Below are 25,299 nucleotides of genomic sequence, written 5' to 3'. Positions count from 1 at the left end.
GTAATCACCATCTTATTGAAATACTTTCTTAAATTGTTTTCCTATTGCATCTTGTTCTTTCTCAACTGTTTTCCAGTCAATATGTAATACTGGAATCTCTTCTACATTCGGTCTATTTTCAGCTTTTATATCTTTTCTACCTGGCAATAAATACGCTTTAGAAACTTGTTTTTGTACATCATCTGATAATAAATAATCAATAAACTCTTTTGCACCTTCTACATTTTTACTACCCTTCATAATGCCTGCTGCACGTGGACTAATAACTGTTCCGCTTTTTGGATATACGATATCAACCGGTTCACCCTTAGCTTTTGCACTGTAGGTCATATAATCAACACCCGCAATTACCATATCTTTCGCACCTATTACAACTGGGTCTAACGCTTCTTGGTTTGCCCCCGCTACTGTACCTTCATTTTTCTTAAGTTGTTCAAATAATTTCCATCCATCTTGTCCATTCTTTTTCACATATCCTGTTACAAAGTCTAAAGCTGAGCCTGAAAGTGCTGGATCTGGAAGATTCACTTTTCCTTTCCATTCTCCTTTCGTTATATCGCTCCAATCTTCAGGTGCTGTTTTCACATTTTTTGTGTTGTACACAATTCCTAATGCTGAAGCACTATATCCAAAATAATGTCCTTTATCATCTGACCATTCAGAACGCAGCTTATCAGCTTGTTTCGCTTCTTTATAAGGTAACGTTTGACCATCTTTCTTTAGTCCTTCCATCGCTGGTAAAGAAGCGAGTACGACAACGTCAACGACTGGATTTTTCTTTTCAGCTTCCATTCTCGCTAAAATCTTACCTGTTGTTCCTTGAAACATTTCCACTTTTATACCGGTTTTCTTTTCAAAGTCTTTTTGAATTTTTTCTGCTAACCCTTTCGGTCCTGCACTATATACAACAATTTTCTTTTCATTAGAATTTTTATTTTTTGCATCTGCACTACCTGTCTTTGAACTACAACCTGTTACTACAGCTGAAAATAGTAAAGTACATACAAATAAAGACTTAAGCGAACTGAATTTCTTCATACGACTCTCCCCCTATATGATGAATACATTTTTTTGGTACATATAACGATACCGGTTTACCGACGCTTAGCTTACTATTGTGATAAGCTGTCCATACACCGAGTGTCCCCATGTTTACTTTCACTTCATAACGTTCTCCGACATATGTAACGTGCTGAATTTCACCTGTATACGTATCGCACACTTCATTTTTTGCCCAGTTCACGTGCTCTGGACGAACCATTTGTTTATTCTCTACAAGCCAATTTGCCTTACCAACAAACTTTGCAACAAATTCATGAGACGGCTTCACATAAATATCTTCTGGCGTTCCTTTTTGTAATACTTCTCCTTGTTTCATGACAATAATTTGATCTGACATTGACATAGCTTCCGTTTGATCATGCGTTACATACAATGCCGTTAAGCCAATAGAATGAACGATATCCATAAGCTCTAAGCGCATTTCTTCACGCAAAATTGCATCGAGTGCACTAAGCGGTTCATCAAACAAAATAAAATGAGGTTTTGTTACAATTGCTCTAGCAAATGCAACACGTTGCTGCTGTCCACCAGAAAGTTCGTGTGGATATCTTTTCTCCATACCTTGTAAACGAACTCGTTTTATCGCATCTTCTACCTTTTCTCGTAAATGATTCGTTTGCTTTGTAGCCCTTAATCCAAATGCAACATTTTCAAACACAGTCATATGCGGCCATAAAGCAAAATCTTGAAATACCATACCGATATTCCGTTCATGAGGAGATGTTTTTATTTTTTTCGCACCAGAATACATACACTTATCTCCAAAATATATTTCACCTTTATCCGGCTCTTCAAGCCCTGCAATCATTCTAAGTAAAGTCGTTTTTCCGCATCCAGAAGGTCCTAAAAGTGTGGTAAATTCCCCTTGTTTCATGACAATTTGCAGTGGTTTTAACGCCTGTGTTTGTCCAAATGTCTTTTCTAATCCGTAAATTTTAATATCCATCGTTTCACCTCTCTCCCCTCATTCTTAACCTGCTTTCATTCTATATGGAAGATTTATACTGAATGTTAATGTACTGTAAAGATTAAATTAAAAAACTTCTAATAAACTATTTATTTCTATAGATTTTTTCTATAGTTAAAATAAAAAAGGCGGGCAATTCATAATGAATCTCTTAAAATTAGAAATTGTAGTGCTTATTAAGAAATACAAAAAGCTTACGATTGTTGCAGAAAAACTTGGCGTGAAACAACCTACTATTACATTTCATATAAAAAGCTTAGAAGAGGAACTCGGTGTGTCTTTATTTGAATTACGTTCCGGAAGGTATTTCTTAACAGAGGCTGGCGAGGCATTGCATCATTATGCTTGTAAAATAGATGCACTTATGAAAGAAGCTAGGCGGGTCACACAAGAGTTTAAAGATTTTCATAAAGGTGCTATAACAATCGGTGCTAGTTATGTACCAGCGACTTATCTTTTACCAGAAGTTGTTCACCAATTTCAATGCGAATTTCCTAATATAAAAATAACGCTCATGGTAAAACCAGCTCCTGAAATTCGAATCATGCTACAAAATCATGAAATTGATCTCGGAGTAATTTCTGCTGCACCATTTGATGAACCACTTTTAAAACAAACGAATGTAATGCCTGATACACTTGTTCTCGCTTTTTCCAAAGAACATCATTTTGCTAAAAAGACAAATGTATCATTACAAGATATCGACAAAGAACGTATATTATTGCATCGTAATCCATCTACAACGAGAGATTTACTTACACAATGGACACTAGCACATAACATCACATTCAAATCTGAAATTGAACTAGATTCATTAGAAACGATGAAACAAATTTTAAAATACGGGAATGGCGTCGCTTTTATTTCTAAACTTGCTATTGAACAAGAAATACAGCGAAATGAGCTATGCTATATACCAATTCCAAGATTTGAATTTCAGCGTAACATTTATACGATTCATCATGAGGACAGATGGAATTCTAAAATCATTTCTTTTTTACTACATAGCATCATTTCTTTCGCAGCCAAAAATTAAAAGGCTGTCGTTATACACGACAGCCTTTTAAACTAAAACTCTATTTATTTTTCTTCGCCTCAATTTTTGCTTGCGCCTCTTCAGCCTTATCTAAGGCTTCTGAAACTTTTTTCTCTTTTTCTTTCACTTCATCTATACTATCGACAGCTTTAATAAGTTTATCGATTCCTTCTTCTTCTACTTTTCTCCGCTTTGCCACTCTTTCATTTACTTTCTCTTCCACATCTTTTGCTTTTTGAAGCATATTCTCTGCATTTGATTTTACAGCTTTTTCAAGTTCATCATCTTTTTTCTTTTGTAACACTTCATTTGCAATATCTTTCGCTTCTAAATACTTACCGTCTTTTAATGCTGTTGCTCCGTGATCCATTATCTCGGCAATTTCTTTATATGATTTCGCTTCATTTCCTGATTTCTCTTTTTCTGCTTTTTCGAACCACATTGTTGCATCACTATATTTTTCATCTTTCAATGATTGCATACCTGTTTCAATATACGTGTCATAATTACTACATCCAGCCATTACAACTAACAGAAAAAGCATAACAAAACTTATTTTTTTCATGATGTTTTCTCCTTTTCTTTGCCTGCTCACTTTACTGTAACATACATGAAAAAGAGTTTCAAAAACTAAAATACTAATTTGGTCATTTTTTATCATTAAGTCAAATTTTCTTTTAGGCTGACACATCCACTTGCTTTTTCGCTACATGCTTCTTCACTCCAACTAAAACAACTAACAATAATCCTCCGCCTATTGTCATCATAACAATGCTAGTCGGTAACATATCTAATAATAATCCATATACAATCATACCAAGCGGTGCGATGGCAGTAGCAATTGTTTCAAGCAAACCGAAAACGCGGCCTAAATAACTTGGATCTGTCGTCTTTTGCAAATGTACTTGCATCGGGATATTTACAGCCATCATTGATATACCCGTTAAAATCATAAAAGCAATATAGTACATAAAACTTACTACTTTCGGAATGGTAACTAACAATGGGACGACTGTACATAAACTTAAACCCGCAAATAAAAACAGCCCAATATAAACAGAGCGAAACGGATTATTCACTTCTTTACGTACTGATAATGCAATCGCACCAATTAGCATCCCGACTGCTAACATGCCCTCTACAACACCGAGTTGCTTCGAGGATAAATGCAGGTTTTGAATAATAATAAATGGTAGTGAAACGAACAGTGCACTTGCAAAAAAGTTTACCCATAGCCCTATTTTCATTAAACCATATATTTCATGCTGTCTTTTTATATATGAAAAACCTTCTTTTATACTCATCAAGAAATGCTCTTTACTTTCAACCATTTCTTTTTTATATAAATCAAATACGATAAATAATTGTACAATTACCGCTAAAAAGAATGTAATACTATTTAACAGAAAGAACGACTTAATTGAAAAGAAACCAAATACAACTCCGCCAATAATTGGTGCTAAAATATTCGATAATGATGCTGCAGTCTGGTTCAAAGCACTCGCTTTTTGAATACGCTCCTCATCTACTAAATTAGGAATAGACGAAGTTAATGCTACAGAATAAAAACTTGCACAAATTGATAATAATGCCGCTGATACATAAATAAACAGTAGTGATGGCCCAAAAGTAGTTGCAAGAATAAACATAATAAGCATCGTTACACTACTTAATAAATCTGTGCCAATGACAAGCCATTTTCGATTGACGCGGTCAGCTACAGCACCTGCAATTGGGCCACAGATCATTCTTGGTATTGATCCGCAAATAAGAGTAGTTGCAAACCCCATTCCTGAACCAGTTGTCTTTAATACGTATAACCCCATTGCAAACGTATAAATACCCGCCCCTAACAAGGACGTCATTTTTCCAATCATCATTAAAATAATATTTCTCGTTGCAACCTTCATTTTCCAATCATGTTGACCTATACTTACATCCCCCATTATGACACTCTCCCCTTAAAAGTTAAATTGTGTTAAACTTATTATATAATCAACTTTCCAATTTTTACAATAAAAAGTTTAATTGTGTTTAACTTTTAAATTATAAAGGAGCATATAATGGCTACTCTCGGTGCAAAAATTAAAACGTTACGAAAAGAAAAAAAGCTTACTCAAACTGATTTAGCAGGTTCAGAACTGACAAAAAGTATGCTAAGCCAAATTGAAAACGGAAAAGCTACACCTTCCATGAAAACATTACAATATATTGCTGAAAAACTTGGATGCGAAACGAGTTTTTTACTAGAAGATGATGATGTGGAAACGATAGAACTCATTCAACAAATGGAACAACTAATAAAAGCAAATAAGTACGATGAAGTATATGAGGTTTTACTACCTATCGTTCAAAAAGAGCTACCTCCTACTTTGAATACCGCTCGTTTATATAAACAATTTGTAACAGCTGCGGCTAAAATGAAAGATTACAATATCGAACATTACGTGGAAAAGGCTACTTCTATTTTTGAAAAATATACGTTATACCGGGAAAGTACGGAAACAAAATTAAAATTATCCTTTACGATATTCACACGTAAAAAGTATGCTGAATGTTTACAACTCATTGCTAGCATCCGAAATGACTATGAAGAGAAACATTTAGAAATGGATCTCATTATACATATCGAGTTATATTTATATGAGGCGATTATTTTTCTTGCATATGGTAATTACGAACAATGTGAAAGTGTCATTTTAGATGCACTTGCATTTTCAAAAAAACATCAAGTGTATTATAAAACAGATGAATTTTACCGTATTTTATCTTACCAAAAAGTCCTAACGGCTGATAAAGAACAATATTTACATTACATAAAAAAATCAGAGCAATTTGCCATTTTTACAGAAGATACTTTATCTGCCGCGGTTATTAATCTTTTAAAAGCTTACTACTACAACACAATTACTCATGAATATACTATTGCATTAGAACATGTAGAACAATTTCGAGAAAAACTAAAAGATGAGCGAATTTTTCAAGATGATGGATCGTATTATCTTGAAAAAGGAAAAGCTTTGTATGGTTTAAAACAATACGAAGAAGCTTTAAAAACATTACAACGTGCTATCATACCAGATTATATAAACCATCCACTTGATCACGCACGGCTTACAACAGCTGGGGCATATCGTGCTCTTTGTTATGTCAAACTTAATGATAAAAAAAGAGCTCTTGAAGAAGTAACAGAAGCATATGAAATCGTACAGTCCTATCCTGATTCCATCTTCACTTCATTTATTAAAGAAACATTACAAATAATACAAAAACTTTAAGAACGTCTCGAAATGGTATATTATTCCTCTTTTTTAGCAAAGATAATAATGATGGGAGGAATATAAATGAATATTCAACGTGCAAAAGAGCTTTCTGTGTCAGCGGAACATGCTAATGTCAGTTTTCAAGGCATGCCCGTTATGATTCAACACGTCGACGAAAGCAACGAAACCGCCCGCATATATGAAGTAAAAAATCCAGGTCGCGAATTAACTGTTCCAGTTAATAGCTTAGAGGAAATATAAGAAACGCCACTTCAATTTTTTGAAGTGGCGTTTTTCTTTCTTTAGATTATTTATTATAAATTTCTTCTATCTTCTATTTTACATGGGATGAAAAAATTAGAGTTTTCTACTTCTTTTCTTTTTGTGACCTGCTAAAATACAAACTATGGATGAATTATTTGTACCATACATTAAGGGGGAAAGACAATGAAATCTGATTTAGAAAAAAACAAACCTTATTATGCAGTTATATTCACTTCTAATTTATCAAATGATACAACAGATTATAGTACCGTTGCCGAAACAATGGAGGAACTTGCGAAACAGCAACCTGGATTTTTAGGTGTAGAAAGTGCACGCGGTAATTCGGGCCTCGGCATTACAATTTCTTATTGGGAATCACTTGAAGCAATTGAAAATTGGAAAAAGAACGCCTTACATAAAGAAGCGAAAAAAAGAGGCCGTGAGCAATGGTATGAAAACTTCCACTTGCGTATTTGCCTTGTAGAGAAAGAATACAAGTTTCAAAGAGAAATTTTGTAATGATGAAGAAAAAATTAGCTCTCGTTGTTTCACATGAAATATATGGTGTAAATGATCATATGCATCATGTAATTGACCACTTCACTTCATCTCAAATAGATGTATTCTGCCCGAATCTTCTACAATTACAACAGGCATTTCATTATAATAATGAAGAAAAAGCATACCAATATTTTATGAACCACATTGGATTTGATGGTGGAAAAAAGCAAATTGAGGAACTCATTCATAGCCTTTCCAATCGTTACACACATATTGGACTTATCGGCTTTAGCGTTGGAGCTACCATCTCATGGCTATGTAGTAACAATCCAAAACTAGATTTTATTATTGGATGTTACGGCTCTCGTATACGCGATTATGTTCACATGAAGCCTGCATGTGCTACATTACTGATTTTTCCTGAAAAAGAAATTAGTTTTTCAGTATCCTCCTTAACGAAAACATTACAGCAACAAGATAATCCTTTATTAGAAATAAAACAACTACAAGGTGAGCATGGATTTTTAAATCCATACACTGAAAAATATAACGAACACTCTACAAAACAAGTATACAATTTAATAGATTCATTTCTTATGAAAGCACTCTTATAAAGGAGGTTCTAATGCCCCTTACATTACTCTTACTTATTTTCATAATCATTGCCTTTATATCAGCGCTAACTCTCATTTTTATAACAGTTAAAAATGAGAAATTTTTAAAACGTCCCTATTCACAATCCATTATCGTTTGTATTTTATTTTTAACAAATTGGGTACTATATGTAACAACTTTTTATTCGTTACTCCCCAAGAAAATGAGTGAGTTCATATTTTTACCCATTTGGTTTTTCCTTTGCATTTTAGGATTTATCGTCTTCTGGCGCGAATGGAGAAATAATCGTGTGTTATCGATATGTATCGGTTTTCTTTCTTTTATTAGTTTTCTATTCGGAGTGTTGTTGTTAGTTCTTTCAGGAATGTAAAAGAAAAGGAAGAAAAGCACAACATCAACTTTTCTTCCTTCTATCTTTACCTTTAGACTTCACTGTCACTGATTCACAAGGTGTATAATAAATTTGAGGTGTCGCCTTATCAACAAACATCATAAACGTAATAAAGCCGATAATAAAGAAAATAAACAACGTTAACAATATTGCTCCTATCGTTAAAAGTATCATAACACCACCCCTATATATTTCTTATTATTACACCTTTCGCTATTATATGAGCCGAATCCTTTCTAGAAAAAGAAACGTAACAAAATAATCACAATCACTCCAGTTAATACGGTTCCTAATAGACTACGAGTATAGATTGCGACAAGAAATGTTGGAATTGCGGCGATAAGATAATCCCACTGCATCGTCTCATGCATAAATAATACTTGTGCTAAAAGTGCTGCTAATATCGCAATTGGTATGTAATTTAACCATTTTAAACCCCAGTCTGGAATTTGTATTTTACTAAATACGAGAAGAGGCAAAATACGCGGAACGAGTGTGACAGCTCCTGCCGCTAGTAATAGTAATAATACATCTAATCTCATTTCCATTTTTCAATCAGCACTCCAATCGTCGCAGCTAGTAATGTTGCAATAATAACTGCTATACTATCTGGCATAAATAAGTGTGAAACGTATGCGATAAGAATCGCTACAATTGCTACACTGAGATGAATTGCTAGTTTCGGTTTACTACTTATTAGCTGAAGTACAAATAATCCTATAAACATCGCTGGTAATGCATAATCCATCCCGTACGTATGAGGGTCTGGTATCCACTCACCAAAAAGCCCCCCGATAACTGTAGCAAGAATCCAATTTAAATACGCTGTTACATTAAGGCCCATCATCCATTTCTCGCCTAAATATCCTTTTTGCGCTGCTTGTTGCACTGCAACGCCGAAAGTTTCATCTGTAATTTGCGAACCAATTATTACATTTTTAAAAAGAGGTATCTTCGTGAAGTAAGGCGCAAGTGCCGCACTCATTAATAAGTGACGTAAATTAACAAAGAACACGGTAAAAATAATTGCTGAGGCTGGGGCACCTGCTGCATACATCCCCGCTAATATAAACTGAGCAGAACCTGCGTAAATTAACGTGGACATAAAGGCGATTTCTATGACCGAAAAACCTGCTGTTTTCGCAATAACACCAGCTGCTATACCGATGCTCAAATATCCAAATACAGTTGGTAAACAATCCTTTACACCTTGCTGAAATGAATCATCGCTCTGCAGTGTCATATGTGCTTGAGCTTTATTCACCATTATCTCCCTCCATTTCTTCCATCGTGCGTTTGCCTGTTACGACATGAACTAAATCTATGTTTTCACGCCATAATGTATCTAATTTATCAGCTCCAAACTCCTTCGTAATCTCTTCCACCATAATATCGTGCCGAACATACTCTGTAGCGACGAGTACTAAAGCTGGATCATACGTTGTCACCGCCCATGAAGTGCTATCATTTGAAAATTTAGCAATTAATACTTCTTCCCCATCACGCGCGATAACAGTTAAATGACCTCCCATTCTCTTTTCAACGACGTGAGGTGTCATATAGTTATGATGAAATGTCGCTCCTATTTTTGTTTCTGGAGCACCAAATAAAATGGAAAAAATATGTACGCCTTCCTCTTCCTTTTGATGAATGAACGGCTCAATCTCGTGCACTTGATCTTCCCATACTGAAATCCATAGCTCTTCTTTTGCTCTATTAATTATATTGCATATTTCTTTCAAAACACGATCATTTGAGCGAATATGCGAAATTACATCAATTTGCCGCTCTTGTTCTAAACAATTTAATTTCTGGTCTAAATATGCAAAGGACTTTTCAAAGTCTTTTCGCATTCGATCCATTAATTCCGTAGCTGGCACTGGTACATATTTCACTGGTTCAGAAGGAACGATATGCACCGCTCCTTTATCCATCAACTTGCCAAGTACTTCATAAATCATCGAACGAGGTACCCCTGTTTGTTTACTCACTTCGTATCCTGTTACTGGGGAATGTTTTAATAATCCAATGTACGCTTTGCATTCATATTGGGAAAAACCTAGCTTTTGTAACTCTTTTATTATTTCATCCATCGGTAACCCCTCACAATCTAAATAGCTCTCATTTTATATTAGTAGTTATTACTATACCTACTAATATAAAAAAAGAAGACCCGTAAAGTCAATTGATAATTCTGAAATTTTAACAAAAAAGAAAAAGCCTTCTTATGAAAGGCATTTTCTACATAGTATTCCACTTATTTTAACAGCAAAGTATTTGATAAAGTCCCCTCTAAATGTTCACGCAAAGTTGAACCTGTATATTCTTCCCTAAATATACCAGCCTTCACAAATAACGGAATGACTTCACTAAAGAATAGATCCAATGATTTCTGAGGCCCACCTGGAATTGCAATAAATCCATCTAGTGCTCCTGCTTCAAATATTTCCATAATTTGCTGGAATACATCTTGTGGTGTACCAATCGCAACCCAATGAGCAGAACCAACAACTTCTGGTCGTTCTAGTATTTGTTCAACAGTTGGTTCATTTTTAATGATGAAATTCCGTAATAATTCGGCATGTGTTTTACTGCGTACAGTTTGCTCTCTACTTGGCAACATATCTTCCTTTATCTTACTTTCTAGTGAAATTCCTCTAGCATCTAATCCGAGTACCATTTCAAGTAAAGCCAATCTCTTCTCCATTGTGAGATGTTGATGAGCTTGCCTATGCATCTCTAGCGCTTCTTCATATGTATCACCGATAAAGAAATACAATCCAGGTAATACCCGTACATCATCTTGCTTTCGGCCATGCTTTTCTGCTCTTCTTCTTAAATTTTGACGAAGTTCGATTCCTGATTCTATATCTGGCATCGCGGCGAAAATCGCATCCGCAACAGAAGCAGCGAAATTCCGACCAGCCTCTGAAGCACCCGCTTGAAATAATGGCATTTCTCCTGAAATATGCTGCGGAATATTAAATGGTCCTTTCACCTCAAAGTATTCACCACTGTGCTCAATAGGCTTTACCATCTCTCTAATGACTTCAGTGTTATCTACTTTCAAAACTTCATAAGGATGGCTTCTCCAAAGTTTTCTTACTAACTCTGTACATTCTGCAGCTTTCGCATATCGTTCCTCAGATGGCGGCATCCCTGTCTCACCAAAGTTTTCTGCACCATCAATGGATGTGACAATATTCCAACCTACTCGGCCATTACTAATCCAATTTAAAGATTGTAATTGCCTCGCAAGTATGTATGGTGGATAAAACGATGTGGAGGCAGTCGTAACCACTCCAATTTTTTCTGTTGCATACGCAATAGCAGTAAATAATAATGTCGGATCTAACATTACATTCCCCTTATTACGAGCGATTAAATCCGGGTGCGCCACTAAATAATCTGCTTTAAAAACAAAATCTAACTTAGCCTCTTCTGCCTGTAGTGCCAACTCTACTTGTTCATCTATCCCTGAATTAAACATACTCTCTTGTTCTTTCTTTCTAGAAATTAAACATAATCCAATGCAAAGTTTCTTTTTAGTAGACATAAATACACCTTCCCCTTTGTTTTTAATTCACCTAGTTAAACAATTGATACGACCATCACAACTTCCATTCTTATTAAACACCATAAAATGATAATGATTATCAATATCATTTTATGGTGTAACTGTAATAAAAGCAACAAAAAAAAGACTCCCCTTAACGGGAAGTCTCCTTTATCTCAATATTTCATTCGCTTCTTTTTCATAAATTTTATCAAATGAAGTCATAATACGCTGAGATGCTTGAATCATTTTTTGACTCGACATAAGATCTGCCATCTCTTTCGTCATATCTACATTTGAATTTTCTAGCATATGATTTTTTACTATTCCTGTTCCGTTCGGTAAATTAGCAATATTTCCTTCTGCTAGTGTAAAGCTTTTGTTTTCACGCTGCACGAGACGAGCATTCGTTTCTGCATCTACTGTTTTCGTTTGCAAACGGGCAATATTATTCTGTGTTACTTCATCATATAATGTACCATCTGCTTGTACAGCAACCTTTGCTCCTTCTGGAATACGAATACGCTCATTATTCTCTCCCATTACGAAAGCACCTGAAGATGTTTGCAAATAACGATCACTATTTAATGTGAAGCTTCCGTCTCTCGTTAAAAACGTTTCATCATTTTTAGATGTAACGAAAAATGATGATGTGCCTGCCGCACCGTCATCTAAAAAGAAATCTGTAGCACTATTTGTAATTTGTACATTTCCTTGTACTAAGTTCACATGCGTCGCAGCTGGTACTACAGCGTAATCGACCGAACCGATTTTTGTCATAGCCCCATCTCCGCGGCGATATGTGTCTTGTACATCAAATACTTTAGAAGTCATATTTTCTGCTTTAAATCCTGTCGTTTGGGCATTTGCAACGTTATTCGAATGAACATTAATACGCTGCATGTAATTCATCATTCCCATAGAACCTATATAAAGACCGTTCATATTCCTTTGAATAAGGCAACCGCCTTATTCTTCACCTCTTTTCTTACGATGTTTGTAACATTTGTTTCGCTAAATGTTCAGCTGTAGCGATATGTATATGTTGCTTTACGTCTTGTCCGTCTGTCATTAATACAATTGGAGCTGATGAAACTGCTGGAATTTTCAACAATTCGCCACTACTTGCTGTTTCATCAAATTTCGTAAACACGATACCATCTATATGAATATCTTTAAAGTTCGCAATGATTTCAATCATATCTTTACTTTTCATAGAAGCTGATAACGTTAAACAAATATAATCTGGTTCTACTTGTCCCATCGTTTCAATCATTTCTTCTACTGTATCTGACGTACGATAATTTTTTCCGGCTGTATCAATTAAAATATAATCGACGCGTGCTTCTTCTTTAAAATACGTAAGTGCTCTTGTCATTGCCGCTTCATCACGCACAGCGATTACTTCTGATCCAATTGTCTTTACGTAATCTTGTAATTGCTGTACTGTCCCAATGCGAGAGTGATCCGTCGTAATAAAGCCAACCGTTTTTTTCTTACCGTGAAATTGCCATGCCATTTTCGCAAGCGTCGTCGTTTTCCCAACCCCGGTTGGACCGATTAATGCAATTGTTTGTACTTCTTTTTCAAATACATTTTCAGTGTTGAAGTGAGATCTCATATCTTCCAATATATACCCGATTACTTCCTCTTCTGTAATCATCGTTGCATTTTCAAACTTCACTTTTAACTTTTCAGCATATGCATGAATGAAATATTGTTCTACATCGTTTTGTTCTAGCATCCGAATTACTTTTTGAATAATAAACGGTACAGATTCTTGATTTTCTTTCTTTGCAACTACTTCTTTTTTCTTGGTCGGAACGACTTGTTTCACAACTTTTTGCTTTTTCACTACTTTCGTTTCTTCCGTCTGTTTCACCACGACGATTCCTTTTTCAAACAACTTTAATAGTTTCTCTTTTTTTCTTGCCCATTCTTCACTATTTCCTGTTTGCATTGCCGCGTATGACATAGAAGTCGTTACATTTTCTAAATTGTGCAGTACTGATTGAATTCCATTAGCCTTCACAATTTGTTCTGAAGAATCATTCACAACATCCATTAATTGTTCATGAAATTGTGCTGTTCCTTCATTCACTTCTTCCTGTTTATCCTCTGGAAAAGCAACTAACATTTCATAATCCTTTTTCCAAAAAAACGGGATATTTCGTTTTACACTTTCATCGACAACGTAATAATAATCTGTACCATATTGGTCAAATAACTTTCGATACAATTCATTTTTCGAAGCTGCTTTTATTCGCATTAACGCTTCTTTCTTTTCTGTACTTTCCATTACTTCACCCCCTACTATTCAATATAGGCAATTTGATCTACAACAATTTCTGGTGCTAATTCACTAATACAAAGCACTTGCGCTTCTATTTGATATCGTTCTAGCAGTCTTACAATCGCAAATCTGAAATCTTTTCTACGCGTTAATAATACTGGTTCTCTTCCCATTAATCGCGCTTGTTTAAAGACGCGCTGTACTTGCTCAACGACACGTGTTTCTAAATCTAAATCCCAGTTTAATAAGTAACCTTGATAGGAATTGTTCACAACATCCGCATCTAGCTCTATTGAATCAGAGAAAAGCGCCGCATAAATTTTCCCGTCCGGATTTTTTGCATTTTCACAAATAACTTTTGAAATACATTCACGGACGAATGCCGTTACACCATCAACATGATTTTGATACACTTCTTTTCCGTCAATAATACCTTCAATAATCGTTGGTAAATCACGTATTGAAATACCTTCTTTTAGAAGTTGTTTAATAACATTTTGAACGAGTGATAAATCGATTTCTTTCTTCTTAATCTCTTCTAATAAAACGCCATTATCATTTTCAAGAGAATTGATTAAGTCTTTCACATGTTGACGCTGAATTAACTCATGAAGATTACGTCTAACGACAACATCTAAATGTGTAATTAATATACTAAGTGGCTCTAACACTTGATAGCCCTTCATTTGTGCATCTTGCACCATATGCTCTAAAATCCAATATCCATCTTCACCGAAGATTGGATCTTTCGCTGGTTCTGCATCTAGATCAGCCATTACGTTCGGTGTTTTTAGTGCTAATAAGTAACCTGATTTTAAAACACCTTCAGCCGCCTTCGCACCTTTAATACGAATAATGTAACGACCACGTGGTCTAAAACTCGTATTATCTTTAAAGTTAATGCCAGGAACGTTAATACCAAGGTCGGTAATAATCGATTTCCTCATAAGAACAACTTTATCACGAGCTGTCTCCCCATTAATTTTTTGCTTTACAAGTGCCGCTAAATCTAAACCGAGTTCTACAATAATCGGATATTTATCTGTAAAGACTCCAAATGAATCTTCCACTTGTTGTAATTGCTCATCCTCGCCTTGAATCATTTCTAATTCTTTTTGGAGCTCGTCTTCTTTCTCTTTCTTTATTCGCTTTTTATTGCGAATTCCTAAGAAGATAATTGTTCCACCAACGAGAGCAAACGGTAGGAATGGTAGCGGAGTAAAAATACCCATTGCGATAAACAAACCACCGAGCGCATATACAACAACTTCATGCGCTAATAACTCTTTAAAGATACCTTCCGTTACCGTATCCGGTGAACCATCAAATACACGCGTTACGATAATACCTGTTGAAATCGCAAGCATTAACGAACCGATTTGGTTTACGATTCCGTCACCGACAGTTAACTGTGTATAATGAAGAGCCGCATCTGCAAAGCTCATTCCTTGCTGCATCATTCCGACAATTAAACCGAAAATGATATTTACGAATAAAATGACAATCCCGAAAATAACGTCCCCTTTAATGAACTTCCCGGCACCATCCATCGCCCCGTAAAACTCTGTTTCCATATTTAATTTTTTTCGTTTTGCTTGTGCATCTTTTTCTGAAATAATACGCTGGTTTAAATCCGCATCGATAGACATTTGTTTCCCTGGTAAAGAATCAAGTGTAAAACGAGCTGCTACTTCAGCTGTACGAGATGCACCGTTTGCAACGATAAACTGGAAAATGATTAAAACGATAAAAATAACGATACCAATTAATAAGTTTCCGCCAATTACGAACTGACCGAACTCTTCAATAACATGACCCGCATTTCCGTCTGTTAAAATCGCTCGCGTCGTCGAAACGTTAATCGATACGCGGAAAATCCCGATTAATAACAACATCGTCGGAAATGACTTTAATTCATCCCACTCGTTAATACTTGTCGCTCGCATATAAATAAGTACTGACATACTTAGTAGAAAAACGATAACGATATCAAGTACAAATGGTGGAAGTGGAATTAGGAGCGCCACAACGAATGACGCTGCTAAAAAGATAGAAAAATAGGTTCTTGCAGAATCCATCTTAAACAAAGAGATCCCCTCCAAACGCGCTATTATACTTCAAGTTCATTCGTTTGAATTAAATAGCGCATAACTTCAATTACAGCTACGTATAAATCTTCTGGAATCGTCTCATCTTCCTCGACTTGATAATATAAAGAACGAGCGAGCGGACGGTTTTCCACCATCGGTATTTCTTGTTCACGGGCAAGCGTCCGTATGTATAATGCGAGCTCATCTTCCCCTTTTGCAACGACAATTGGCGCCGCATCAACTTGTTTATTGTAACGAAGTACGACTGAAATATGCGTCGGGTTATTTACAATAAACGTTGCACCATCCATCTTTTTCGCAATAGTCCCTTGCAAGATGGCATGCATAAAGTTTTTTCGTTTCCCCTTTACTTGTGGGTCCCCTTCATTATCTTTATGCTCTTGTTTTACTTCTTCTTTTTTCATCTTAATATCTTGCTCGTACTCCCACTTTTGATAAATGAAATCAATAATAGAAAGAACGATTAAAATAATTAAAATAGCTAAAAAGATAAATTTAATTTGCCTAATAATTTCAGTAAGTGACGCAGTCCAGTTAAATCCAATCATACTCACGATCTTCTCTAAATTCTTTTTAAAAAGAACGTACGCAACGTAACCGATTAATCCCATATAAAACAGTGATTTCAAAATATCTACTAAACTTTTACGACTAAACAGTCTCGTAAAATAGTTTTTCGGATTAATACGTGATGCTTTCGGCTTTATGACTTTAGAAGAAAATAAGAAACCGACTTGAATCATATAATTGAATAAATGAAAAGCATATACGAGTATTAATATAGGAGCTGATACTTTTAGTAGCAAAATCCCCATTAAATAAAAATACTCGGTCGAATCTGTATTTTTTCCGATTTGATCAAACAGCACCGCTACAGAATTGGCAATCTCAAACCCTAGCCAATCTCCGAAAAAATAAACGACAACTGCTAATACGAGAATAGAAAATAAATTATTTAAATCTTTACTCCGGGCGATATTCCCTTCTTCACGCGATTTTTTACGCTTCTGCGGGGTGGCCTTTTCTGTTTTATTATCCTTTGCCATACGCGTCCCCCTACTTCGTTAAGAAAAAGTTAAATAGTGTCGTATACTCTTCCAGTAATACATCTGTCATATTTTTAAACACATAACCGAGCATCGGTACGCTCATCGCAATAAATAAAATACCACATGTAATTTTAATCACGTACGCATTCATAAAAACGTTTAATTGCGGTGCATTTTTTGCGATTAAAATAAGAACAAAATTAATAATGAATAAGCTGCCCATAAGTGGCAAAGCAATTTCGACCGCTGATGTAATCGCAAATAATAACGTTGCGAGTAGACTATCTAAAAAACTAGTCGTCAACAATTTTGAAATCGCCTCTGTATATTGAAACGACTTTAAAATCGTGGCAACGAAATAGTTAATGCCGCCAAGTGAAATAAAAATAATGAGAAAAAATATATCAAAAATTGTTGATAGTAAAGTAGACTGTGATCCTGCATTTACATCAAACAAACTAGCCTGTGATAAACCGATATCAAAGTCTAAAATATGTCCGGCCATTTTCGGAATATTCCACAGCATTTCTACAATTTTTGCAAGGGATAATCCAATTACAATTTGCGTTGCTGCATAAGCTGCGACGTCCCAAACTGTCTTTATGTGAGAGACATCAACTTGATCGGCCACTGTAATCGAAAGACCAAGTCCAAATGTAACCTTTGCCATTGCAGGAATCGACCGTCCTGAAAAGAAAGGTAAAAAATATAAAAATGAAGTAATACGGCAAAACGCAAAAAACGTCGCCGCCCATAATTCCATATTCATTTCAGTTCACCTATCTTAGTACGAACGCAATAGCGATGGAATTTTATCAAATAAATCTAAAATAAGTGTCGTTAACTCTTGAAACATCCACGGACCTAAAATGATAATAACGAGCACTATACTCGCCATTTTCGGTAAAAACGTCAACGTTTGCTCTTGAATTTGCATCATCGCCATAATGACAGCGATGATAATAACGACAATCATACTTACACCGGCAACCGGCATTAAAATCATAACCCCTTTATAAAAAAAGGTTTGAAAAATATCTATAATTGGTGACGTATTCATTTATATGACTCCTATCACATAGCATCAAACGCTTCAGGCGACCGTTTTAAACATTATATCGACGATTTTTGTATATCCACCTAAATATACGAAAACGAGTATTTTAAACGGTAAACTTAAAATCATCGGCGGTACCATCATCATCCCGAGGTACATTAAAAGTGTACTAATAATCAAATCTATAAATACAAACGCTAAATAAATGAACATCCCCGTTAATAATCCTTTTTGAATTTGCGTTAACGTAAAGGATGGTACGAGCGTAAATAATGAAAGGTCTTTCAAATCTTTCGGCAACTCTTCACCGCGTACTTTCAGCATCATTTTTAAATCATGCTTATACGTATGCTTCGCCATGTAATCTTTCATAATTGGAGCTGTCGTCTCCGCAGCTTGACTTACAGTTATTTTTTCTTTCGTCATCGGATCCCACACATCACTCTTTAACTGACCTAACACCGGTTGCATCGTAAATAGTGATAAAAACAAAGCAAGTCCAACAAGCACTTGGTTTGGTGGTAAGTTCATTACCCCAAGTCCTTGACGAGTTATTCCAAGAACGATCATAAAATAAGTAAAATGCGTAAATAAAAGAACGATAGAAGAAGATAATGATAGAAGGGTAACGAGTGCAAATAACTGTACACTTGAATTACTCGTAAACTCTTTTCCATTTTCGAAATTAATAAAACCGTTCGGGGCTGCATACGCTGGATTTACAAAAATAATTGAAAAAACGATAGAAAATACGAAAATAACGGCTAATAATGATAACTGTTTCTTTATTCTCATGATGGATCCTCTACTTTTTTCGTTTCACTCTTCACCGCGTCTTCTAGCGCTTGTTGAAACTGATTTCCTGTTCCTGTTAATTGCACAGACTGCACACCATTATTACTAATAACAGTGAATACTTGCTTGCCATCCACTTCAAATAAAAAGGCGCTCGTTTGATGATTTAAATATACACCGTCTTTTACTTGAATATGGCCATTTTCACCTTGCTTAAAAAACTGCTGTTTGCGCGTCTTTTTCGTCATATAAAATGCACCGTAACCGAGTGCACCAAACAGTAAAACGACTTGAAATAAGGTCGTCATATACGACATATGACTCCTCCTCTACTCTTTATCTTGCATTTGACTTTGCGCCTTCATAAGCGCAGCTTGCTTCTTATCAGCTTCAATTTCAGAAATAATAATGCCGAACTTCTCGTCCATTACGATTGCTTCACCGATGCCGACCTTCATATTACTTAAATACACATCTACTTTATGTCCTAAGTTTTTCTCTACTTCAAGAACATCGCCAACTTTTAACTGCTTCACATCACCGAGCGTAATAGATGACTTCCCAAGCTTTACGCCAAGTTCAATCGAAATATCTGAAACAGTATCAATATGTGCTTTACTCGCTTCATTTCGTTTCCCTGCAAATTCTTCTAATCCCATTAAGGACACAGGAGATACTTCATGCTTCATATGGATCCTCCTACTCTACAAAACTTTTAAATAGGAGCGCTTTACGCGTTCCATCTTTCCCAATAAAACAATTAAATTTATGCTTTCCATCTACATAACCGAGTAATTCATCCGAAACTTTCGTATGAAGTGGAATAATATCGCCTTCTTCAATTTGTTCAATGTCACTCATTGTCATTTTCTGCTCACCAATTGCAACGTGAACAGGTTTGTACACTTGATTTACTTTCACTTCCACTTCAGACGTATACTTTTTACGTTTATCTGAAGAATGTTCGACAATATTTTCAGACGTTAACTTATCCATAATTTCTTCAACAGATAAGAACGGAATCCCGATACGCACCGTCGTATTCCAAAAATCTGTTTTCATATTTACGTTCAGTAATGAAATTATATCGCTCGCTGTCGTAATCTTTAATGCATTCGGATCTGTTTCCGTCGTTACAAACTTCGGTTCAATCGCAACAACACTTTCAAATGATTGCTCTAAATTTTTACAAAGAAGCAAGAATATATTATCAAGCGTTAAAAACTCAAACGCCGTTAGCGGTCTGCGCATCGTAAAGTTACGCTTACTATCTCCGCCAAGCCAGCATTCATGAATATAAATAACAAATGCTAAATCAATCTCAATAACAATTTCTCCAAGCTCTGGTAAACCGAGATCAATTACGCAATATAAATAATAATCTTTCGGCATTTTCTCCACATACTCACTCGTAAATGGAACTTGCTCAACTGTTGAAGGCTCTAGCTCAATCGGAATACGCATACGCGCTGACAACGTCTGTGACGTCTGTTTTCCAAACGTAGAAGCAATCGCTTGCAAACTACGTAAATGCTCAACACCAAACTTCTCTGGTCTATTAAAATCATACTCTTGAAATTTCTCTTGCTTCCCTGCTTCTTGTGCAAAAGCTGGCATTTCCTCGCCTTCATTTACCGCCTTCAGCAGGGCATCAATTTGCTCTTGGCTTAATTTTTCGCCACTCATGACAATCCCCTTCCCTACCTTTTCAATTCAACGATTTCAACGTACATCTTCCCGTTTTTCGTCAAAATCCTTCCGGTTCCAATCTCTTCATTCTCAAGCATAAGACGCACCGTATTTTTCGTTGAATTTTCAAGACGATACAATGTACCTTTCGTAATATGAAGCAGATCTTCAATTTTCTTTTTCGTATTTCCGATTTCAAAATAAATTGTTAACGGAATATCATCTTGTAATTTCAAATCTAGCCAACTCCCATATCATGTTCACGAAAATTTCATGTTCTCTCTATATATGAAACTTCTTATTTTGAAACGTCGATATTTAATATTTTTTTAATATATCCTTGCGTTTCTTTAAATGGTGGTACGCCTCCGTACTTTCTCACATTACCAGGACCAGCATTATAAGAAGCAAGCGCCAATACTAAGTCACCGTTATTTTTCTTTAAATAACCGCTTAACTCTTTCACGCCGCCTTCAATACTTTCAGCTGGTGAAAATGGATTCTTCACACCCATCTCCTTCACATTCGCTGGCATAAGCTGCATAAGCCCCATCGCACCTGCATGTGACACCGTTTTCGGATTAAAATTAGACTCTACTTCAATCATTTTTTGAATTAACGTTTGCGGAATTCCATATGTACGGCTAACGCGATCAATAATATCCTCATACTTCCCTTCATTGGAATAACGTATTTTTTGAATATTATACTTCTTCGTTAATTCCCACGTATCAACAGCCTCATTTTTCGTTTCTGGGAAACGTCGTTCAAACTCTTTTTGCGCGACTTGCACTTCATCTGCTTTCTTCGTTTCAGCCTTTTCTTCAGGCTTACTCACTTCCTCTACTTTATGAATAGATTGTTCCGGTTTAGTAACAACCGTTTCTATTTTCGTAGATTGTACCGGCTGACTCATATCTTCTATGTTTGCCGGCTGCGTAGTACCCTTCGTCTCCTTTGCAGGTTCACTCTGCAACTTCTCTTGAAAACGACTACTAACGAATGCTTGCGGACTACTTAGCTTTTGCTGAATTTGTCCTTTTTTATAGGCAAGCACTTCTTTTACTATATTTCCAACTACCATAATATCACCTTTTCGGTAAACAAAGATAATCTAATATTAGAGTTTTTTTTTAAAGTTTGCAATAATCCTTTTAATAATTATGTAATAAAAAAATGGATATATTGTTAAACTGTTATTTTTTTATATTTATTAATTCGAATTTTTAGTTGACACCCGCTATGACAGGGATTACAATAAATCTCGAAATTGATTTTTTCGCATATTACCGTTTTTCAATTTGCAGAAAAGTCACTATAAAAAAATGGGGGTTCTTAACATGAGAATTAATACAAACATTAACAGCATGCGTACGCAAGAGTACATGCGCCAAAACCAAGCTAAAATGAGTAACGCTATGGACCGTTTATCAAGCGGTAAACGTATCAACAACGCTTCTGACGATGCAGCAGGTCTTGCAATCGCAACTCGTATGCGTGCTCGTGAAAGTGGATTAGGAGTAGCCGCTAACAACACACAAGACGGTATTTCATTAATCCGTACAGCTGATTCAGCAATGAACTCAGTATCTAACATCTTACTTCGTATGCGTGACCTTGCAAACCAATCTGCAAATGGTACAAATACATCTGAGAACCAAGCAGCTCTAGATAAAGAATTCGGCGCATTAAAAGAGCAAATCAATTACATCTCTACTAACACTGAATTTAATGATAAAAAATTATTAGATGGTTCTAATGAAACTATTGCAATTCAAACATTAGATAACGCTGATGAAGGTAAGAAAATTGATATTAAATTAGCAAACGTTTCTACACAATCACTAAGTATTGATAAACTAACAATTGGTGGCGCATCACAAAAAACAATTGATGATGTTGCAGGCAAATTTACTGCACTTAATACAACAACTACTACTGACAAAGCTGATATTCAAAAAGAAGTTGATGCTGCTATGAAGGAATTCGATAAAGTTAAAGGATCTATGTCTGCAGCAGATGCTAAAGCCGTTACTGACAAATTAGCAGACTACAATAATGCCGCAGATACAGATGTAGCTAAAGCTGCTGCAGCTAAAGCCTTAGGCGGTGCGTTCGATAAAACAAAAGTAACTGTTGCTAATCCTAATGCTGCTGTCGCTGCAATTGACTCTGCACTAGAAAACATTGCATCTAACCGCGCAACTCTAGGTGCTACATTAAACCGTCTTGACTTTAACGTAAATAACCTGAAGAGCCAATCTTCTTCTATGGCTTCAGCAGCTTCTCAAATCGAAGACGCTGACATGGCTAAAGAAATGTCTGAAATGACTAAGTTCAAAATCTTGAACGAAGCTGGTATCAGCATGCTTTCTCAAGCAAACCAAACGCCACAAATGGTTTCTAAATTATTACAATAAGCCATTTGAGTTAGTTTCCTGAATAAACCTCTCTGCTTGCGGAGAGGTTTATTTTTTCTATATAAATGAATTATTTGTAAACTACTTCTTTTTTTAGATGGACAGGAGAATCCGCGATATGTAGAAGCGGTCAGTGCCTATTTTTATCCCCTCTTATGTTAAAACAACAACAGCAAATGAGCATAAGCCTTTTTATCTATCCATAGCCGTTTATTAGCTTTAGAACACTAACTATATCAATCTATAAGGAGTGTCTATTATGCGTATTGGTACGAATATTTTAAGTATGAATGCTAGGCAGTCGTTGTATGAGAATGAGAAACGTATGAATGTTGCGATGGAGCATTTGACGACTGGTAAGAAGTTGAATAACGCTTCCGATAATCCCGCTAATGTTGCAATTGTGACTCGTATGCATGCGAGAGCAAGTGGTATGCGCGTGGCAATTCGTAATAATGAAAATGCGCTATCGATGCTTCGCACAGCAGAAGCTGCCCTTCAAACTGTTACGAATATTTTGCAGCGTATGCGTGATTTAGCTGTTCAATCTGCGAACGGTACAAATTCAAATAAAAACCGTGATTCACTAAATAAAGAGTTTCAATCTTTAACAGAGCAAATTAGCTATATTGGTGAGACAACTGAGTTTAATAATTTGCCCGTATTTGGCGACCAAAACCGTCCTGTTACATTAGACGATATCGGTCATACAGTAAATCTAACGAAACATATTCCCCCTTCCCCTACACAACATGACATCAAGATTTCAACAGAACAAGAAGCAAGAACGGCAATTCGTAAAATTGAAGAAGCCTTGCAAAATGTATCACTTCATCGTGCTGATCTTGGGGCTATGATAAATCGTTTACACTTTAATATTGAAAATTTAAATAGTCAAAGTATGGCCCTAACAGATGCTTCTCCTCGAATTGAAGACGCGGATATGGCGCAGGAAATGAGCGATTTTTTAAAGTTTAAATTATTAACTAAAGTTGCGCTCAGTATGGTTTCACAGGCTAATCAAATTCCGCAAATGGTTTCTAAATTACTACAATCTTAAAAATTTGTCTTCCCTCTTTGAAACGATTCCACACAAAACAAAAGGGAAATACATATAAACTATGTATCTCCCTTTTATTTTGTACCCAAATTTTATTACTGTGTTACAGTCATAACTTGTCCACTACGATCAACCATAATTTTCATTTTCCCGTCTTGTGCGTTATATAACCCTAATTTATGCAAATCTTGTTTACATTCTTTTACGAAGTAAGGCAATGTGCGAATTTGATCGATATCAGAGCTCGTAATGAAATGAATTAAATGATGCGTCATTTCTTTTATATCATGAACAAGCTCTTCCTTTTCTCGCTTTAGTCTTTCATTTTCAGCTCGTAATACATGCAATTCGCTTTCAAGACCACGTACATCCTTTTCATTTTCCGAACGCCCAGCAGCCATGCTTGAAAGCTTATAAATGCCTTCCATAAACTGATGGAGTTCATCTTCTTTTCTTTCACTACATTGACTAATTGTTTCAAAATTATCAACGATACCAGATATAACTGTTACAAGACTTTTTTCATTCTCTGTATTTTGAACTTCTTTTCTTACTTCTTGCTTGTTTTCTTTTTTCATTTCAACGATTTGTTCTTTTACGGGTGTATATTTTCGCTTTCGTCCTGGTTTTTGTTTTTCAATATTTTCAAACGGTATTTCACGTTTTTTCAATTTATAATACGTATTTTGCAATTGACTTTCTGTTTTCGGAAAAAGATTTAGTTCATTTTTACTAACGTATTTTGAAATATTTAAAATGTTTAAACCGTGACGTTGACAAAATTGATACACTTCATACAGTAACTCTAGCTCAGACTTCAGCCATGTAATTGTTGATTTTTCATAAGCTCGCATACCGCCATGTTTTTCTATATCTATTTGGAATAAAACCATTCTATTATATAAATCGACTAACTCTTCATACTCCACTCGGAATTGTTTCTCTATTTTTTTAAATTCCGTTTCTAATTTCATATCATTCATTTTATTATTTGACATGTTTTGTAAAAGTTTTAATACATTGATTGCTGTGTGGTGATACATAATCTGTGCCACTCCCCCTCATCCTTTCACAATTCTCATCTGACTCCCATGTCTTTTAAGAAATAGCAATTTTTACATATCCATATTATAACATTTCGAAATTGTCTGTCAAATAATTAACATACAA

30 protein-coding genes are annotated in these 25,299 nt (G+C 35.5%); 8 read left to right on the top strand and 22 right to left on the bottom strand.

The window, feature by feature from the left end:
• Positions 1 to 12 precede the first annotated feature (12 nt).
• Positions 13 to 1,038, bottom strand: a complete 1,026-nt coding sequence (locus JDS81_RS05720) for an ABC transporter substrate-binding protein (RefSeq protein ID WP_098164148.1) — start codon at positions 1,036 to 1,038, stop codon at positions 13 to 15.
• Entirely contained in the window at positions 1,016 to 2,008 is a 993-nt protein-coding gene (locus JDS81_RS05715) for an ABC transporter ATP-binding protein (protein ID WP_000351834.1), read from the bottom strand. The genes JDS81_RS05720 and JDS81_RS05715 overlap by 23 nt, the downstream gene beginning before the upstream one ends.
• A 163-nt stretch (positions 2,009 to 2,171) precedes the next feature.
• Between JDS81_RS05715 and JDS81_RS05710 the strand changes: the two genes are divergently transcribed.
• Complete coding sequence (locus JDS81_RS05710) at positions 2,172 to 3,065, top strand: LysR family transcriptional regulator (protein WP_097954685.1); 894 nt, start codon at positions 2,172 to 2,174, stop codon at positions 3,063 to 3,065.
• A gap of 40 nt (positions 3,066 to 3,105) precedes the next feature.
• Here the strand turns inward: JDS81_RS05710 and JDS81_RS05705 are convergent, their stop codons facing one another.
• A complete protein-coding gene (locus JDS81_RS05705) occupies positions 3,106 to 3,630 on the bottom strand; it encodes a COG3014 family protein (RefSeq protein ID WP_000723949.1) in 525 nt (174 codons plus the stop codon).
• Between the two features lie 112 nt (positions 3,631 to 3,742).
• Complete coding sequence (locus JDS81_RS05700; RefSeq protein ID WP_097954684.1) at positions 3,743 to 5,011, bottom strand: MFS transporter; 1,269 nt, start codon at positions 5,009 to 5,011, stop codon at positions 3,743 to 3,745.
• Positions 5,012 to 5,128: 117 nt separating this feature from the next.
• Between JDS81_RS05700 and JDS81_RS05695 the strand changes: the two genes are divergently transcribed.
• The 5 genes from JDS81_RS05695 to JDS81_RS05675 all read left to right on the top strand — a co-directional run bounded on the left by JDS81_RS05695 (position 5,129) and on the right by JDS81_RS05675 (position 8,078).
• Positions 5,129 to 6,343, top strand: coding sequence for a helix-turn-helix domain-containing protein (locus tag JDS81_RS05695; protein WP_097954683.1), 1,215 nt, complete (start codon positions 5,129 to 5,131; stop codon positions 6,341 to 6,343).
• Between the two features lie 66 nt (positions 6,344 to 6,409).
• On the top strand, positions 6,410 to 6,589 hold the full coding sequence (locus tag JDS81_RS05690) for an H-type small acid-soluble spore protein (RefSeq protein ID WP_001025738.1): 180 nt from the start codon (positions 6,410 to 6,412) through the stop codon (positions 6,587 to 6,589).
• A gap of 186 nt (positions 6,590 to 6,775) precedes the next feature.
• On the top strand, positions 6,776 to 7,111 hold the full coding sequence (locus JDS81_RS05685; protein WP_097954682.1) for an antibiotic biosynthesis monooxygenase family protein: 336 nt from the start codon (positions 6,776 to 6,778) through the stop codon (positions 7,109 to 7,111).
• A 2-nt stretch (positions 7,112 to 7,113) separates the two neighbouring features.
• A complete protein-coding gene (locus tag JDS81_RS05680) occupies positions 7,114 to 7,707 on the top strand; it encodes a dienelactone hydrolase family protein (protein ID WP_043322879.1) in 594 nt (197 codons plus the stop codon).
• Positions 7,708 to 7,718: 11 nt separating this feature from the next.
• Positions 7,719 to 8,078 carry a hypothetical protein gene (locus JDS81_RS05675; RefSeq protein WP_001131599.1) on the top strand — a complete coding sequence of 120 codons (360 nt, stop codon included), beginning with the start codon at positions 7,719 to 7,721 and terminating at the stop codon, positions 8,076 to 8,078.
• A 24-nt stretch (positions 8,079 to 8,102) separates the two neighbouring features.
• Here the strand turns inward: JDS81_RS05675 and JDS81_RS05670 are convergent, their stop codons facing one another.
• From JDS81_RS05670 to JDS81_RS05590, 17 genes are all read right to left on the bottom strand, one after another.
• On the bottom strand, positions 8,103 to 8,273 hold the full coding sequence (locus tag JDS81_RS05670) for a DUF3951 domain-containing protein (RefSeq protein ID WP_000602233.1): 171 nt from the start codon (positions 8,271 to 8,273) through the stop codon (positions 8,103 to 8,105).
• A 62-nt stretch (positions 8,274 to 8,335) separates the two neighbouring features.
• Positions 8,336 to 8,647, bottom strand: coding sequence for an AzlD domain-containing protein (locus tag JDS81_RS05665; RefSeq protein ID WP_000425939.1), 312 nt, complete (start codon positions 8,645 to 8,647; stop codon positions 8,336 to 8,338).
• Positions 8,638 to 9,366: an AzlC family ABC transporter permease gene (locus JDS81_RS05660; RefSeq protein WP_000247291.1), complete on the bottom strand. Its 729-nt coding sequence runs from the start codon at positions 9,364 to 9,366 to the stop codon at positions 8,638 to 8,640. Before JDS81_RS05660 ends, JDS81_RS05665 begins: the two co-directional genes overlap by 10 nt.
• Positions 9,356 to 10,192, bottom strand: coding sequence for a TrmB family transcriptional regulator (locus JDS81_RS05655; protein WP_097954681.1), 837 nt, complete (start codon positions 10,190 to 10,192; stop codon positions 9,356 to 9,358). Before JDS81_RS05655 ends, JDS81_RS05660 begins: the two co-directional genes overlap by 11 nt.
• 164 nt (positions 10,193 to 10,356) lie before the next feature.
• Positions 10,357 to 11,655, bottom strand: coding sequence for an NtaA/DmoA family FMN-dependent monooxygenase (locus tag JDS81_RS05650; RefSeq protein ID WP_097954680.1), 1,299 nt, complete (start codon positions 11,653 to 11,655; stop codon positions 10,357 to 10,359).
• Positions 11,656 to 11,826: 171 nt separating this feature from the next.
• Positions 11,827 to 12,600, bottom strand: a complete 774-nt coding sequence (locus JDS81_RS05645; protein WP_097954679.1) for a flagellar basal-body rod protein FlgG — start codon at positions 12,598 to 12,600, stop codon at positions 11,827 to 11,829.
• Between the two features lie 43 nt (positions 12,601 to 12,643).
• Complete coding sequence (gene flhF / locus JDS81_RS05640; protein ID WP_000446163.1) at positions 12,644 to 13,954, bottom strand: flagellar biosynthesis GTPase FlhF; 1,311 nt, start codon at positions 13,952 to 13,954, stop codon at positions 12,644 to 12,646.
• A gap of 14 nt (positions 13,955 to 13,968) precedes the next feature.
• Entirely contained in the window at positions 13,969 to 16,035 is a 2,067-nt protein-coding gene (gene flhA, locus JDS81_RS05635) for a flagellar biosynthesis protein FlhA (RefSeq protein ID WP_097954678.1), read from the bottom strand.
• 23 nt (positions 16,036 to 16,058) lie between these two features.
• Positions 16,059 to 17,105 carry a flagellar type III secretion system protein FlhB gene (gene flhB / locus JDS81_RS05630; RefSeq protein ID WP_001030092.1) on the bottom strand — a complete coding sequence of 349 codons (1,047 nt, stop codon included), beginning with the start codon at positions 17,103 to 17,105 and terminating at the stop codon, positions 16,059 to 16,061.
• A gap of 10 nt (positions 17,106 to 17,115) precedes the next feature.
• Entirely contained in the window at positions 17,116 to 17,877 is a 762-nt protein-coding gene (locus JDS81_RS05625) for a flagellar biosynthetic protein FliR (protein WP_001055700.1), read from the bottom strand.
• A 15-nt stretch (positions 17,878 to 17,892) separates the two neighbouring features.
• A complete protein-coding gene (locus JDS81_RS05620; protein ID WP_001098085.1) occupies positions 17,893 to 18,168 on the bottom strand; it encodes a flagellar biosynthetic protein FliQ in 276 nt (91 codons plus the stop codon).
• Positions 18,169 to 18,201: 33 nt separating this feature from the next.
• Positions 18,202 to 18,960 carry a flagellar type III secretion system pore protein FliP gene (locus tag JDS81_RS05615; protein WP_001220581.1) on the bottom strand — a complete coding sequence of 253 codons (759 nt, stop codon included), beginning with the start codon at positions 18,958 to 18,960 and terminating at the stop codon, positions 18,202 to 18,204.
• The gene (locus JDS81_RS05610; protein WP_000121169.1) at positions 18,957 to 19,277 is read right to left on the bottom strand and encodes a hypothetical protein; all 321 of its coding nucleotides are present in this window, start codon (positions 19,275 to 19,277) and stop codon (positions 18,957 to 18,959) included. Before JDS81_RS05610 ends, JDS81_RS05615 begins: the two co-directional genes overlap by 4 nt.
• 12 nt (positions 19,278 to 19,289) lie before the next feature.
• Positions 19,290 to 19,649, bottom strand: a complete 360-nt coding sequence (fliN, locus tag JDS81_RS05605; protein ID WP_000680022.1) for a flagellar motor switch protein FliN — start codon at positions 19,647 to 19,649, stop codon at positions 19,290 to 19,292.
• Positions 19,650 to 19,659: 10 nt separating this feature from the next.
• Positions 19,660 to 20,646: a flagellar motor switch protein FliM gene (gene fliM / locus JDS81_RS05600; protein ID WP_000012359.1), complete on the bottom strand. Its 987-nt coding sequence runs from the start codon at positions 20,644 to 20,646 to the stop codon at positions 19,660 to 19,662.
• 14 nt (positions 20,647 to 20,660) lie between these two features.
• Positions 20,661 to 20,885 carry a flagellar motor switch protein FliN gene (locus JDS81_RS05595; RefSeq protein WP_000775714.1) on the bottom strand — a complete coding sequence of 75 codons (225 nt, stop codon included), beginning with the start codon at positions 20,883 to 20,885 and terminating at the stop codon, positions 20,661 to 20,663.
• Positions 20,886 to 20,947: 62 nt separating this feature from the next.
• Positions 20,948 to 21,733, bottom strand: coding sequence for a lytic transglycosylase domain-containing protein (locus JDS81_RS05590; RefSeq protein ID WP_097954677.1), 786 nt, complete (start codon positions 21,731 to 21,733; stop codon positions 20,948 to 20,950).
• Between the two features lie 256 nt (positions 21,734 to 21,989).
• Here JDS81_RS05590 and JDS81_RS05585 point away from each other — a divergent pair, with 256 nt between their 5' ends.
• Both JDS81_RS05585 and JDS81_RS05580 read left to right on the top strand, forming a co-directional pair.
• The gene (locus JDS81_RS05585) at positions 21,990 to 23,069 is read left to right on the top strand and encodes a flagellin N-terminal helical domain-containing protein (RefSeq protein ID WP_001222344.1); all 1,080 of its coding nucleotides are present in this window, start codon (positions 21,990 to 21,992) and stop codon (positions 23,067 to 23,069) included.
• A 259-nt stretch (positions 23,070 to 23,328) separates the two neighbouring features.
• Positions 23,329 to 24,129: a flagellin N-terminal helical domain-containing protein gene (locus tag JDS81_RS05580; RefSeq protein ID WP_097954676.1), complete on the top strand. Its 801-nt coding sequence runs from the start codon at positions 23,329 to 23,331 to the stop codon at positions 24,127 to 24,129.
• Positions 24,130 to 24,224: 95 nt separating this feature from the next.
• On the opposite strand, the gene JDS81_RS05575 is transcribed toward JDS81_RS05580, so the two are convergent.
• The gene (locus tag JDS81_RS05575) at positions 24,225 to 25,172 is read right to left on the bottom strand and encodes a DNA-binding domain-containing protein (protein WP_000274704.1); all 948 of its coding nucleotides are present in this window, start codon (positions 25,170 to 25,172) and stop codon (positions 24,225 to 24,227) included.
• Between the last annotated feature and the right edge of the window lie 127 nt (positions 25,173 to 25,299).

The organism is Bacillus cereus group sp. N31 (genome assembly GCF_016483245.1).
In the GTDB taxonomy this organism is placed as follows: Bacteria; Bacillota; Bacilli; order Bacillales; family Bacillaceae_G; genus Bacillus_A; species Bacillus_A toyonensis.
Note: the sequence above shows the minus strand (reverse complement) of the source record. Positions and strands in the feature narration are given on the sequence as shown.

Coding starts and splice junctions, on each gene's coding strand:
- JDS81_RS05720 (WP_098164148.1), bottom strand. CDS start 1,038: ATGAAGAAATTCAGTTCGCTTAAGTCTTTATTTGTATGTACTTTACTA.
- JDS81_RS05715 (WP_000351834.1), bottom strand. CDS start 2,008: ATGGATATTAAAATTTACGGATTAGAAAAGACATTTGGACAAACACAG.
- JDS81_RS05710 (WP_097954685.1), top strand. CDS start 2,172: ATGAATCTCTTAAAATTAGAAATTGTAGTGCTTATTAAGAAATACAAA.
- JDS81_RS05705 (WP_000723949.1), bottom strand. CDS start 3,630: ATGAAAAAAATAAGTTTTGTTATGCTTTTTCTGTTAGTTGTAATGGCT.
- JDS81_RS05700 (WP_097954684.1), bottom strand. CDS start 5,011: ATGGGGGATGTAAGTATAGGTCAACATGATTGGAAAATGAAGGTTGCA.
- JDS81_RS05695 (WP_097954683.1), top strand. CDS start 5,129: ATGGCTACTCTCGGTGCAAAAATTAAAACGTTACGAAAAGAAAAAAAG.
- JDS81_RS05690 (WP_001025738.1), top strand. CDS start 6,410: ATGAATATTCAACGTGCAAAAGAGCTTTCTGTGTCAGCGGAACATGCT.
- JDS81_RS05685 (WP_097954682.1), top strand. CDS start 6,776: ATGAAATCTGATTTAGAAAAAAACAAACCTTATTATGCAGTTATATTC.
- JDS81_RS05680 (WP_043322879.1), top strand. CDS start 7,114: ATGAAGAAAAAATTAGCTCTCGTTGTTTCACATGAAATATATGGTGTA.
- JDS81_RS05675 (WP_001131599.1), top strand. CDS start 7,719: ATGCCCCTTACATTACTCTTACTTATTTTCATAATCATTGCCTTTATA.
- JDS81_RS05670 (WP_000602233.1), bottom strand. CDS start 8,273: ATGATACTTTTAACGATAGGAGCAATATTGTTAACGTTGTTTATTTTC.
- JDS81_RS05665 (WP_000425939.1), bottom strand. CDS start 8,647: ATGGAAATGAGATTAGATGTATTATTACTATTACTAGCGGCAGGAGCT.
- JDS81_RS05660 (WP_000247291.1), bottom strand. CDS start 9,366: ATGGTGAATAAAGCTCAAGCACATATGACACTGCAGAGCGATGATTCA.
- JDS81_RS05655 (WP_097954681.1), bottom strand. CDS start 10,192: ATGGATGAAATAATAAAAGAGTTACAAAAGCTAGGTTTTTCCCAATAT.
- JDS81_RS05650 (WP_097954680.1), bottom strand. CDS start 11,655: ATGTCTACTAAAAAGAAACTTTGCATTGGATTATGTTTAATTTCTAGA.
- JDS81_RS05645 (WP_097954679.1), bottom strand. CDS start 12,600: ATGAACGGTCTTTATATAGGTTCTATGGGAATGATGAATTACATGCAG.
- flhF (WP_000446163.1), bottom strand. CDS start 13,954: ATGGAAAGTACAGAAAAGAAAGAAGCGTTAATGCGAATAAAAGCAGCT.
- flhB (WP_001030092.1), bottom strand. CDS start 17,105: ATGGCAAAGGATAATAAAACAGAAAAGGCCACCCCGCAGAAGCGTAAA.
- JDS81_RS05625 (WP_001055700.1), bottom strand. CDS start 17,877: ATGAATATGGAATTATGGGCGGCGACGTTTTTTGCGTTTTGCCGTATT.
- JDS81_RS05620 (WP_001098085.1), bottom strand. CDS start 18,168: ATGAATACGTCACCAATTATAGATATTTTTCAAACCTTTTTTTATAAA.
- JDS81_RS05615 (WP_001220581.1), bottom strand. CDS start 18,960: ATGAGAATAAAGAAACAGTTATCATTATTAGCCGTTATTTTCGTATTT.
- JDS81_RS05610 (WP_000121169.1), bottom strand. CDS start 19,277: ATGTCGTATATGACGACCTTATTTCAAGTCGTTTTACTGTTTGGTGCA.
- fliN (WP_000680022.1), bottom strand. CDS start 19,649: ATGAAGCATGAAGTATCTCCTGTGTCCTTAATGGGATTAGAAGAATTT.
- fliM (WP_000012359.1), bottom strand. CDS start 20,646: ATGAGTGGCGAAAAATTAAGCCAAGAGCAAATTGATGCCCTGCTGAAG.
- JDS81_RS05590 (WP_097954677.1), bottom strand. CDS start 21,733: ATGGTAGTTGGAAATATAGTAAAAGAAGTGCTTGCCTATAAAAAAGGA.
- JDS81_RS05585 (WP_001222344.1), top strand. CDS start 21,990: ATGAGAATTAATACAAACATTAACAGCATGCGTACGCAAGAGTACATG.
- JDS81_RS05580 (WP_097954676.1), top strand. CDS start 23,329: ATGCGTATTGGTACGAATATTTTAAGTATGAATGCTAGGCAGTCGTTG.
- JDS81_RS05575 (WP_000274704.1), bottom strand. CDS start 25,172: ATGTATCACCACACAGCAATCAATGTATTAAAACTTTTACAAAACATG.